Source organism: Planktothrix mougeotii LEGE 06226, from assembly GCF_015207485.1.
Taxonomy (GTDB): domain Bacteria; phylum Cyanobacteriota; class Cyanobacteriia; order Cyanobacteriales; family Microcoleaceae; genus Planktothrix.
Map to the genome: position 1 here is coordinate 36,702 of NZ_JADEWU010000002.1, position 12,848 is coordinate 49,549.

Here is a 12,848-nt window from a genome sequence, read left to right on the forward strand (position 1 = left end):
CTCCTGAGATTTTAAAACTTATATTAAATGGGAAAAATTTTGTAATATGCAGTTTGTATTTGATCCCCCCATTGCCACAAAAATAAATAAAATGAAAGAGCGGGTTCGTTGGCAAGATCCGTTAATTGTGAATCAAGGTATTGATCAAACCTCTTTAGTCATTGATGATGGAAAAAATCAGGATACTGAATTTTCATTTTTAGTGATAGGAGATAGTGGAACAGGCTATAAACCGAATCCAAGTCCTCAACGAAAAGTTGCAGAATTGTTATTAGAAAATCAGGAGAATTGCCGTTTTATTGTTCATACGGGAGATGTCGTTTATTTAGTGGGTTCGAGTGAATATTACCCTGATAATTTTATTCATCCCTATCGAGAATTTTTAGTGGGAGGTGAAAACCCTAAAAAAATTAGTTATGATCAAATGGTGTTTAATTTACCTTTTTTACCCGTTTTAGGTAATCATGATTATTATGATTTACCTTGGTTTTATAGTTTATTAGCTCAGTTGATTTGGTTACCTCGTCATCTTTTATTTTCTAAATTTGATTTTGATATTGGTTGGCATGGTTCGTTTCAAGGAAAAGCTTATGCTCAAGCGTTTTTAGATTATTTAGTAACAATTAATCCTTTACAACTTCAACACCATTTAGACCAACATTATACGGCTAAAACCAATACAGGTCGATGTCTGTGCTATCAACCCGGACTGTTTACTCGTTTACCGAATCGTTACTATACCTTTCGTTATGGTGAAATTGATTTTTTTGCCTTAGATTCTAATACTTTTAATGCTCCTGAACCCTTACCGAATACCCTTCAGGGGGAAGATTTGCGATCGCAATTGCAGCAACGATCTAATACAATTGAATTGGAAAAACAACAATTCATGAAAGAATTAGATATCCTTCAAGGTCAGCCGGGAAAAAGCGATGAAATTGTTCATGATTATTTAGAAAAAATAGAACAATTAGAAGAACAAAAAATGGATATTCAGAAACAACTGAATGCTCCTCAAGATATTACGATTGATTTTGAACAACTGAACTGGTTAAAACAACGTTTAATTGAATCTTGGCATACTTCAGAAGTGCGAGGACGAGTGCTGTATTTCCATCATCCTCCTTATGTTACAGAAGCCACAAAATGGAATCAAGCTCAAACTATTGCTGTGCGAAATAACTTGCGTTATGTTTTAAATGAAGTGTCTAATACCATTGGCAACCTGACAGAAAATCGCCCAATTGTGGATTTAGTGTTGAATGGTCATGCTCATTGTTTAGAACATTTATATACCGGAAATACAGGCTTTGCAGATTCCTATATTCATTGGTTAATTTGTGGTGGAAGTGGCTATAGTTTACGCCGACAACGCCCCGAAGGAAATCAATTAATGGAGTTTTTTGAAACCGAAACAGGTGTAAAATCGCGCTCAATTGCGGAATCGTTATTATTTGTGGGCCGCACAGGTTTAGGTCGAGAAAAACGCCGTCCCTATTCAGGTTTACGCATTGATGTTTTAGCGGGAAAATCACCTAAATTTCGGGTAAAACCCTTAATTACAGAACGATTTAAAGGTCGATGGAATACCCAAGAACAGAACGCTTTTATCCTTTAACGAGGAAACTGTTTATCCCTGTTGATGAACTGGAATCTCTACGATAAATTCTGTTCCCTGGTCTGGTAAGGCTTGACATTCAATCATCCCTTTATGTTTTTCCACAACAATTTGATAACTAATGGATAATCCTAAACCCGTTCCTTTCCCCGCAGGTTTCGTTGTAAAAAACGGATCAAAAATATGTTTTCTGACGTGTTCAGGGATACCATGACCATTATCTTGAATCGCAATTCTGACCCGTTCTAGGGGATGTTCTGTGGTACTTGAAAGCCACTCGGTTTGAATTTGGATCATTAAATATTGGGTTTCAGAACATTCCTTACTCAGTGATTCTAACTCATCAATGGCATTACTAATAATATTCATAAAAACTTGATTGAGTTGAGCCGCATAGCATTCTACTTTAGGTAATTTCCCGTATTTTTTAATAATTTCAATCGGAGGACGCTCCGGTTTAGATTTTAAGCGATGTTGGAGAATTAATAGGGTGCTATCAATCCCTTCATGAATATCAACGGGTTTAACCTCAGATTCATCTAAGCGGGAGAAGTTTCTTAAGGATAATACTAATTGACGAATCCGGTCGGCTCCGACTTTCATTGAAGATAATATTTTCGGTAAATCTTCCCGAATAAAATCAAATTCAATTTCCTCAATTTTTTCTTCTATTTCGGGTTCAGCATTTAGGGATTTTTCTTGATATAATTGAACTAAATCTAATAAATCTCTCGTGTAGTCCGTGACATAACTCAAGTTTCCATAAATAAAGTTAACGGGGTTATTAATCTCATGAGCAACTCCAGCCACTAACTGCCCCAAACTTGACATCTTTTCACTTTGAACCAATTGAGTTTGGGTTTGTCGTAAATCTTGCGCGAGTTCTTCTGCTCTTTTTTGGGTTTGAGCATAAAGTTCAGCTTGTAATAAAGCAATTCCAAATTGAGTGCCAATTTGAGCTAATAATTTAATTTCTTCATCTTGCCAATGACGGGGATAGGAATTTTGATAAACAGCGAGTAAACCCCAGAGAAATTGTCCTTGCAAAATCGGAACAATAATATAGGATCTCGCCTGTAATTTTTCCAGTAATCTCACATGACATTCTTCATGTCCGGCGGTGTAAATATCATCAACGGCATAGGTTTTATTATCTCGATAACGTCCTCCTAAAGTTTCTTGTAAATAGGTGTCTTGAATCATGGGAACGGTATCAAATAAAGAATTCCATCCCTCAATCACAGATTCTGCTACAAAATAACCTGACCAATCAGAATTAAACCGATAAACCACCACTCGATCTACATTTAAAAAGGTTCGGACTTCGGCAGCAGTGGTATTAAAAATAGTGGCAATATCTAAGGAGTTTCTAATTTTTTCAACAACTTGATATAATAATTTTTGCTGTTCTGCTGCTTTTTCTCGTTCCGTTAATTGTACCAGTTTTTTAGCTTGTTCTTGAACTTGTTCAATATAATCAATTTGTTGTAACGCCACTTCTAAATTTTGAGCAATTTGAATCACAAATTCTATTTCTTCTGATTGCCAATGGCGAGGGCTGTTACACTGATGGATGCAAAGTAAACCCCATAATTTTTCAGCTTTTAATAAAGGAACGACTAAATTAGCTCGAATTTTAAATTCGGCTAAAATCTGAAAATGGCAGTCTTGTAAATTGGCTTGATTAATATCAGAAATAGCGTTAATTTTTCCTTGCTGATACAGATGATAAAATCGTTCAGAAAAACAATGATCATTGACTTTTTTCTCTAAAGCAGAATCAAATTCAGCTACCACTGCTTCTGAGATAAATTCCCCTTCTCCATATCCTGAATTGGGGTTAAAATAGAAAATACCAACCCGATCTGCATTTAAAAGTTGTCGAACTTCTGTCACCGTGGCTTGAAAAATCTGATCTAAATTTAACGTGTTCCGAATTCGAGAAATCACCCGTGTTAAAGTTTTTCGTTGATCTAATTGTCGAGAGGTTAGTTGCCATAATTCTCGTTGCTGAATGGCGGTTTCTAAGTGTTTAGCAATTTCTTGGATAAATTCAATTTCATGAGGTTGCCAATCTCGGCGTTGGTGGCAATCTTGCACCCATAAAAATCCCCACAACTGTTGGGTTGTATATAAAGGAACCCCTAAGTTAGCTCTGATTTGGTAATCAATACTCCATTGTAACAGTAATTGATTAAATCCTCCATAATAAATATCTGGAATGATAATCGCTTTCTGCGATGGATGGTTAAGATTAAACCCTAATAATTCCTCAGTATTAATCTCAAAATTTAACAGAGATGGAAACCCAGTTAAAACAGTTTCTGCAATATATTTCCCTTTAATTTCTTCTGCTTGGGGATACCATTGCACAATGGCAACTCGATCTACATTCAGATAGTTTTGCAGTTCGCGGGTAGCAGTTTGTAAAAGGGCTTCTAATTCCAAACATTGATTAATGCGTTCAATGATGGTGGATAAAGATTGATAGCACGGTAACAGTTTCAGATTTAAAATTTCCTGTAATTGAGCAAATGCAACGTCATTCCGACAGCATTCTCGTAACTGCTCCCATTGATGCTGATTTACGATCATACACTCGCGCCTAAAATGATGTTAAGTTATTCTAAAAAATTGAATTTCTCCGAAATTTAACGAACCTGAGACAGGATCACATTGATGATATTCAAGAAAGTTGATCCCTGCTTTTATAAGACAAAAATTGAGTTTTAAATCATTGATTTGACCTCCGTATATGGGTTAAAAAATGCTTATCCTAGCAAATCTCAATTGGGTGATTTAGGAATTGAGGGTAACATCCGAAAGAGATTGTCGCAAGGGAATTTCAATTTTAAATTCGGTTCCCAGCCCCCAGTGAGAAAGGCATTTCAGCGATCCTTTATGTTTTTCAACAATAATTTGATAACTGATTGATAATCCTAACCCGGTTCCTTGGCCCACAGGCTTTGTGGTAAAAAACGGATCAAAGATATGGGGAAGTAATGCGTTAGGAATCCCTGTACCATTGTCAATGATCGAGATCACAATTTTCGGTAAAGCTGTAATTTCATCCCTCAAAGCGGTACGAATCTCTAAGCAGGGTTGTGTCTGTTCAGAGGTGGAAAAATTCTGATTCGATCCTTGTGTTTTAAATGCTAACGCATCAATGGCATTACTGAGAATATTCATAAAAACTTGATTTAAGAGACTGGCATAACATTCCACCGCCGGAAGGTTGCCATACTGTCGCTTAACTTGAATTTCGGGAGCGTCGGAATTAATGTTGAGACGATGTTGTAACAGCAATAACGTACTTTCAATTCCTTCATGTAGATCAACAAATTTTAAATCCGCTTGATCGAGTCGGGCAAAATTGCGAAGGGATAACACTAATTGACGAATTCGGTCGGCTCCACTTTGCATAGATTCCAAAATTTTAGGCAAATCTTTGGCAATAAAATCTAACTCAATGGTACTGATATAATTAACAATTTCCGAGGTTGGATAGGGGTAATAGCGTTGATAAAGTTGAATCAGATTTAATAAATTCTGGGTATATTCACTGGCATATAGTAAATTACCAAAGATAAAATTAATGGGATTATTAATTTCATGGGCCATCCCCGCAACTAATCGCCCCAAACTGAGCATTTTTTCCGTTTGAATTAGTTGACTTTGGGTTTTTTGGAGTTCATTGAGGGTATGAGTCAGTTGTTCAGCTTTAGCTTGTTCATTTTGGGCGGCTCTGCGACTTTGTTCATACAATTCAGCTTGAGCAATGGCGATCGCAGCTTGATCGGCTAATTGTTTTAAAATATCCAATTCCTCAGTTTCCCAATTGCGAGGATGGGTACATTCATGGGCAATTAATAATCCCCAGATCTTCAATTCTTGGTTAATGGGAACAATTAAATTAGCCCGCACCCCCAAACTTTCTAAAAATTCCTGATGACACAGCGCTAAATTTTCATTATAAACATCACAAATTGCTCTCATTCGTCCTTCTCGATAGAGCATCACCATGTCTTCGGGAAAACAATCCTCCGGTGTTTGCATCCCGACAAGGGAATGAATGGAGTCTCGCCGATCTTCAAATACGACTTCTCCAGCTTGTTGATTGATCAGCTGATAAATAACGACCCGATCCGTATCTAATAAGGCTCTAACTTCTCGGACTAAACACGATAATGTAGTTTTTAAATCTAACGTTCGACGAATTTGATCCGTAATTCGTTCTAAAGTTTTAGCAAAATCTAAAGCTCGTTTCAGTTGATTGGTTCGTTCATCAATTTGCTCCTCTAAATTCAGGTTTAAACACTGAACTTCTTGATATAATCGATATTGTTGAATAGCCATTGCAAATTGATGAATTAATGCTTTGGCTAAGGTTAATTCTGCTTCTGTCCAAGGTTGGGCTTGACCTTGTTTAGATTCTCGCCAAATTTCAAAGGACTGTCGAGGCATCATTTGTTTGACACTAGGGTCAAATTCTCCCGCCCAAAGGGTTTCGGTATCAATTTCGTCCCGAAAAATTGTCAAAACCCCTAATAATTGTTGACGATATTGAATCGGTAAAACTAATATTCCTCGAATCGGTGTTGATTGAAAATTGCGGAGCAATACTCGCCATTGAGGTTCTTTATAAACATCCGTAATCACCCAAGCAGATAAGGCTGGATTCGGGGTGGCGTTGGCTTGAGAGGAGGCTCCATAACCATTGGTTAACCAATGTTGCCACAATGGATGTTCTTCTAAAATCCCTGAAGGAATTCCATCAGGAGGATGGGGCTGTTTCCCCCAGGTAAAGACTTCCGGGGGATGGGGTGCATTGGGTTGAATATACAGCCGTCCTCCCACCCCTTGCAACGCTTTTACTGTTGCTTCTAAAGCCGCTAACAGTTCAATGGTGGGACGTTCATGGAGGAGAGACACAACGGTGTTAATCGTGGCTTCCTGTTGGGCTTGTTGCTGGGTTTCACTGAGTAAATTTGCCTGAGCAATAGCAATGGCCAGTTGATCAACTAATAGCTGGACAAGGTGGATATCGGATTCAGAAATAGATTGAGGTTCGGCGTGATGGGAGACTAATAATCCCCAAAGCTTAGGTTTCTCAGAACTAACCGGATTGAGGGGATGGAGTAAAATCGGAACCACCAGAGAAGCCTCTACCCCCATAGCGGTTAAATAAGTTTGATGACAGGGATCAAGGGTGCGATAATCAATCCCCGATGAGGTTCCAGTCTCTTCTAAATGCTGACTGATCCCCATTGTTCCCCCAGCGACATTCACAATGGTACGTTGACGGAGGGAACAATACATTTCACGGGTATAAGCAGGAATATCATCGGCGGGAAAATGTAATCCCAATAAGGACGGGAGGCGATCTCCAAACCGAGCTTCTGCTACCACTTCCCCACTGCCATCGGGACTAAATTCATAAATCATAATCCGATCCGTTCCTAGAAATGAACGGATTTCGGCAACGGTGGCTGTTAAAATACCGGGTAAGTCTAGGGATTGTCGAATCCGGTTCGTAATCCGATACAGTAAAACCTGTTGATCTAATTGAGATTGAAGTTGTTGTGTATTTTCCAGCCCATTCATGATCTTGTCCTATAGCAAGCTTTTTCAAGCTTCACTGAGATAATGAAAAAAACAGCACTCAAGATACTTGAGTGTTCACAGCGAAACAGACTATTTAATTTTTTCCCCTAACCTTGATCTCAAATTATCTTCCTTGGGGTGGGATGATGCGTCCTTGAAAACAGTTCTATTTTATACCGAATCAATAGTTTTTTGTTGGCTAGGGAACAGGGAATTAGGAATTACGAATTACGAATGATGAATTACGAATGATGAATAGGGACTATAACGTAGTGTACTCACCAACACAGCCGGATATAAAAATCGGGTTCCTGGTGATCAGAAACCCGGTTTTTCCAGGGATTGGCAGTTGTTTGGATGGCTTTAGAATGGCATTAATTGTTTAATGGCTTTATTGGCAATATCCCCATACCGCAGTTGACCACAGAAAATTTTACTCATTACTTTCGTGGCGACGGGCATTTTCACCCCAGCTTTATAAGCCACTTTCGGGAACCGATAAAATGCACCCGCTAAACGTCCAGCCCAAACCATATCGGAACCCCATTCTTCCTTCATTGTTTGGGTATAGCGTTCTAAGGCATTACCCACACCCCCTAAAGCTTGATCAATCGCTTCTGCGGCTTTGACCCCACTGAGAATAGAAGGACGAATCCCCTCCGCCGATAGCGGGTCAACTAAACTGGCGGCTTCCCCTGCAATTAGGGCATTTTGGGTATGGAGGGTTTTATCTCCATCCCAGAGACACAGGGGATGCTCATAAATTGTCGAATTCCCTAAACCGGCTTTAGCTGAATAATTCAGTAAGTCCTTGCTGAGATCTTTCGGTTCTCCCCCGATAAAAGTGGCAATACTGAGGGAATAACCATCAGCTTTCGGGAACCCCCAAATACTGCCATTTTTCACCAGACCAAACTCAAAACTCGGTAGCAACGGTTGAGTTGTAGCCACCTCCATAAATTGACTTTGACGCAGTTTAGACTGTTTCAAACCTAACCATTTTGCCATGGAACCTTTGGCGCCATCAGCCCCAATTAAATATCGCGCCGTTAAGGGTTCAGTGGCGGTGTTCACTTGCCAATGATCGCTTTTAAATTCAATTCCTGTGACTTCCGTATTATCCTGTAGTGCTGCCCCCTGACCTTTAGCTTGAGCCACTAAAAACTGATCGAAAACGTCTCGCCGCACCATCCACATCGGAGTGGGAATTTCTGATTCCACCGCATCATCTAATTGCCAGGTATAGCGAATGCGCTCAACGGTTGTGGAAATAGCCGGACTAAAATCAAAATCAAACCATTGGGCGATCGCAGGAGAAACACCCCCACCACAAGGTTTTAAGCGCGGAAAGGCTGATCGTTCCAAAATTAAAACCGAACGTCCCCGTTTTGCTAAATGATAGGCTGCTGCTCCTCCTGCTGGGCCAGCACCAACAATAATACAGTCAAACATCGTTGTCATGGGTATTTTAGGGATTATGTTCTCGGTTGACTGTTAACAGTCAGTAGAGACGTGCCATGGCACGTCTCTACACAGTCAACCGAGGTTAAACAGTCGTGATGTCTTTTTCTTTGGCTGCTAAGGCTTCGTCGATTTTAGCAATGTATTTATCTGTGAGTTTCTGAACGGAGTCTTGTAAATCAGCCGCTTCGTCTTTAGAGAGTTCGCTACTTTTTTCTTGTTTCCGTACAGAGTCAATGGCATCCCGACGAATATTTCTGACCGCGACTTTCCCTTCTTCTGCTAATTTAGCCACTTGTTTGACTAATTCTTTCCGTCGTTCAGTGGTTAAGGAGGGGATATTCAGACGAATAATAGAACCATCGTTATTGGGTGTTAACCCAATATCAGAAAGTAAAATCGCTTTTTCAACGATATTAAGCATATTGCGTTCAAAAGGCTGAATCGCAATGGTGGTGGCATCGGGGGTGCTAATATTCGCCACGGCTTTTAAAGGCATGGGACTGCCATAATATTCCACCGTAATTCGATCCAATAAACTGGTATTGGCTCGACCAGTGCGAATCGTATTAAAAGAGCGCTGAGTCGCTTCCAGCGCCTTGATCATGTGATCTTCAACATCAGGTAATTTCACACAAACCTCCTACTAAGGTTCCAACAGGTTCACCACTCACCGCACGGCTAATATTTCCCCGGACAGTCAGGTCAAATACAATAATAGGGATATTATTTTCTTTGCACAGCGCAATGGCTGTACTGTCCATTACCCGTAAATCATGGGTGAGAACGTAGCCGTAGGTCAATGTTTTGTAACGTTTTGCGTCTGGGTTCTGTTTCGGATCGCTATCATAAATACCATCTACCTTGGTGGCTTTGAAAATCACTTCGGCATCAATTTCCGCCGCTCGTAATGCTGCGGTTGTATCCGTTGTGAAAAAAGGATTCCCTGAACCCGCCCCAAAAATAACCACCCGATTAAGTTCTAGGTGGCGAATGGCTTTGCGTCTGATATAGGGTTCTGCAATTTCCTGCATGGCGATCGCCGTTTGTACCCGGGTCGGAACTCCAATTTGTTCTAAAGCATCTTGCAAGGTAATGGAATTCATGACTGTCGCAATCATTCCGACATAATCGGCTGTTGCTCGATCCATTCCCCCAGCGGCGGCTTTTACCCCTCTAAAAATGTTACCGCCTCCGACTACAATGGCGACTTGTACGCCCATATTGACAACTTCGGCGACTTCTTGGGCAATATCTTGAACGACGGCTGGATCAATGCCATAGCCCAAATCTCCCATTAAAGCTTCGCCACTCAATTTTAGTAAAATGCGTTTGTACGCTGTTCCCATTTATACTCCCATAGTCTCTGTAGTAATCAACATCGCCAATTTTCGTTAACGAAGTGGGTTTATCGTTACTATTAGCCTAGACATTGGCGTTATCGGAAAATTGGGTATAAAACCCCTAACTTCTAGGACGGCTTTGTGCTAAAATTAAGTTGGTGTTAAAAAACCCACCCTATCAAAGATACTCCGAAACAAATAACAAGGTTGAAAGTCCTGCGGGGTTGACGATGAGAAAGGGGAAGCGGAAGTAAGGCAATGGTATCAGTCTACCCTTGAACGCACTCCAAATTAAATCTTTTCTTTTAAGTGGCGGAAGGACATTCTGACCAAAAAACGAGACGCAAGCCCCTGGCTTCAGACATGGGGATAAGTCGGTAGGGATTTTTAAATCCCGTGAAACGATTGTGTGGCTTTAGCCACAGTGGTATAATGAAGACAAAGCAAGTAAGAATAACCATCTACGTGTTGATTCATCCTAGTACGGAGAAATCCCGGCAACGGACATACCCAACTTGATTTGGAATAGTTAAAGGGCAAATAATGGCAGGATGTTGAGCGTACCTAACTGGCATTTTGATGGACTCGGAAAGCGAAAACAATTTAAAAGTAAGCGCAATTGCAATACCTGTCGTAGTGGTAGTTGTTTTGAGCGTCTAGGGTGTTTTTGCCAGCACCATTGAAACTTCGTTTGTGGAGTCTTCAAGAATCCCCCGGCTTTAGCCGTGGGGAGTGTCAAACTCTAAACGGACGTGGAGGAAGGCTTAAGACTATCGTTAAGATAGCAGCATCCGGTGAAGCGTCAACCCCATTCAGCGACCCCCTTAAACAAGTGGCGTGGTGAAGAATCACCGTACCTTCAGGTCGGTGAGGATGTCAACATATCAGGATATTTGTCAGCACCCCGCTCTAAAGAGACGGGGCTTCATGCCTCCTCTTTGGATAGTTGACCAGCTATAGTCTTAATTGACGTCTCTACACAGCCGACAACTTCAATGTCTCCACTTAATCGAACAACCAATCGAGTCTGTATGTTCTGGAGTAATGGGTTGGTTGTTGAAAAGTTGAGCGATCGCATTTTTTAAATAAGGGGTTGTCACGGCTTCAGCCGAGGAAGGATTATCATCAATTAATCCCCGATAGCGAATAATTCCGTCATGATCTAATAAAAAAATTTCTGGGGTATGAGAGGCTCCAAAACAGTGAGCAACCTCTTGAGTGATATCTCGAATATAGGGAAAGTTTAGCTTCTGTTCTTCCGCAAAAATTTTCATATTTTCAAAACTATCATCAGGATATTGACTAGCATCATTAGCATTAATACCCACTAAAATAACCCCGTGTTCCCGATACTCTTGTTGTAACTGTTTCAGACGGTTTAAATAGTAACGAACATAGGGACAGTGATTACACATAAATATAACAACAACGGCTCGATATTCTTCTAAATAACGAGCTAAATGATGCACTTCATCATCAACTCCTGGTAATTCAAAATCTGGAGCGTAGCTATGAATTAAAGTACCCTGCATAGTTAGTCTTCTCACCTTCTTAAAACAGTGCAATTGTATTGAGTAGATATCATCTTTCTGGCTCAAAGGTTTAACCGATGATCTAGCTGCACCCTTTCTTATTCTAAACCTGATCGGATGTGAGTCGATTAGATTTTTACTGGGAGGAAAAAGGAATATCCCATCCCTCCCTTGTCCCTGCTTACGACTTAATCCATCCCTTTGATAACGCTTGATACCCGATTAATTTATAGGTTAACTTAGCAACGGTAAATTCAGAAACAACGGAATCAACCACCGGAGCTAATTCCATAACATCACAGCCTATCACATCTTTAGACTCAAATAATCGCCTCAAAAATGTGAGGGTAGAATACCAATTTAATCCACCGGGTTCAGGGGTTCCTACCCCAGGAATTAAACTCGGATCAATCCCATCAACATCAATGGTTAAAAACACTTTTTCTGTAGGAATACTAGCGATCGCTTGTTCAATCCAATCTTGATTAAACGCCATTTCTCTAGCTCGAAAAACCGTTAAATTTTTCTCTTTAATTAAATCAGCTTCCTCTTGACAAATGGCTCGAATTCCAACTTGAACAGTGGGTAATCCCATATTAACAATCCGACGCATCACACAAGCATGACTATGAATTGTGTCTTCATATTCATGTCTTAAATCGCCATGAGCATCAATTTGAACCACAGTAAACGGTTCTTGATATCCTTGACGATATCCCTGTACAACCCCGGCGGTAATACTATGTTCTCCACCAATGGAAATCACAAATTTTTGGTCTTCAATTAAAGACTTCAGAGTTTGTTGAGTCACACTCAACATTTCTTCGGCGGAAACACTCTTACCATTGCGAGTATCTGCAATCGGAGTATGGGTAAAAATTCCTGCATCAAAACAGACTTCTCGATCAAGTTCTTCATCATAACATTCTAATTGATGAGAAGCTTCTAATAAACTAGCAGGGCCATTTTCACATCCCTTGCGATAGCTGGTTGTGGCTTCATAGGGGATAGGTAAAATTACGACTTTAGCCGTTTCGTAGTCAGGGACAATTTCAGAACCTAGAAAGTCTACAACAGCAGTCGAAGGGAAAGTTGATCTCATCTTCAATGTAGTCCGAAGCAATTTCAGTGACCTAGTGCACGAAAGCAGAGGATTTTACAATCAGTAGTCATCCGTGATCAACAACTCTTAACGATTAACTGATCAGGAATCAATTATTTTTGCTACGCTGCACTCAGGGATTAACAACTCTTAATTTTGACACAAAACGGGGACGATCGTTAACCGTG

Annotated in this window: 8 protein-coding genes; 1 reads left to right on the top strand and 7 read right to left on the bottom strand. The window is 40.2% G+C overall.

Features of this window, described 5'->3' with window-relative positions; genetic code table 11:
* The first annotated feature begins 91 nt into the window (after positions 1-91).
* Positions 92-1,618, top strand: coding sequence for a metallophosphoesterase (locus IQ236_RS01200; protein ID WP_322744062.1), 1,527 nt, complete (start codon positions 92-94; stop codon positions 1,616-1,618).
* 12 nt (positions 1,619-1,630) lie between these two features.
* Here the strand turns inward: IQ236_RS01200 and IQ236_RS01205 are convergent, their stop codons facing one another.
* From IQ236_RS01205 to speB, 7 genes are all read right to left on the bottom strand, one after another.
* A complete protein-coding gene (locus tag IQ236_RS01205; RefSeq protein ID WP_228041366.1) occupies positions 1,631-4,213 on the bottom strand; it encodes a GAF domain-containing sensor histidine kinase in 2,583 nt (860 codons plus the stop codon).
* 204 nt (positions 4,214-4,417) lie between these two features.
* Complete coding sequence (locus IQ236_RS01210) at positions 4,418-7,222, bottom strand: GAF domain-containing sensor histidine kinase (protein WP_193867594.1); 2,805 nt, start codon at positions 7,220-7,222, stop codon at positions 4,418-4,420.
* 363 nt (positions 7,223-7,585) lie between these two features.
* Positions 7,586-8,674 (bottom strand): geranylgeranyl reductase family protein, encoded by a 1,089-nt coding sequence (locus IQ236_RS01215; RefSeq protein WP_193867722.1) that lies wholly within the window; start codon positions 8,672-8,674, stop codon positions 7,586-7,588.
* A gap of 94 nt (positions 8,675-8,768) precedes the next feature.
* A complete protein-coding gene (gene frr / locus IQ236_RS01220; RefSeq protein WP_193867595.1) occupies positions 8,769-9,317 on the bottom strand; it encodes a ribosome recycling factor in 549 nt (182 codons plus the stop codon).
* A complete protein-coding gene (gene pyrH, locus IQ236_RS01225; RefSeq protein WP_193867596.1) occupies positions 9,304-10,032 on the bottom strand; it encodes a UMP kinase in 729 nt (242 codons plus the stop codon). Before pyrH ends, frr begins: the two co-directional genes overlap by 14 nt.
* A gap of 986 nt (positions 10,033-11,018) precedes the next feature.
* Positions 11,019-11,558 carry a thioredoxin family protein gene (locus IQ236_RS01230; protein WP_193867597.1) on the bottom strand — a complete coding sequence of 180 codons (540 nt, stop codon included), beginning with the start codon at positions 11,556-11,558 and terminating at the stop codon, positions 11,019-11,021.
* 181 nt (positions 11,559-11,739) lie between these two features.
* Positions 11,740-12,660, bottom strand: coding sequence for an agmatinase (gene speB / locus IQ236_RS01235; RefSeq protein ID WP_193867598.1), 921 nt, complete (start codon positions 12,658-12,660; stop codon positions 11,740-11,742).
* Positions 12,661-12,848: the final 188 nt, after the last annotated feature.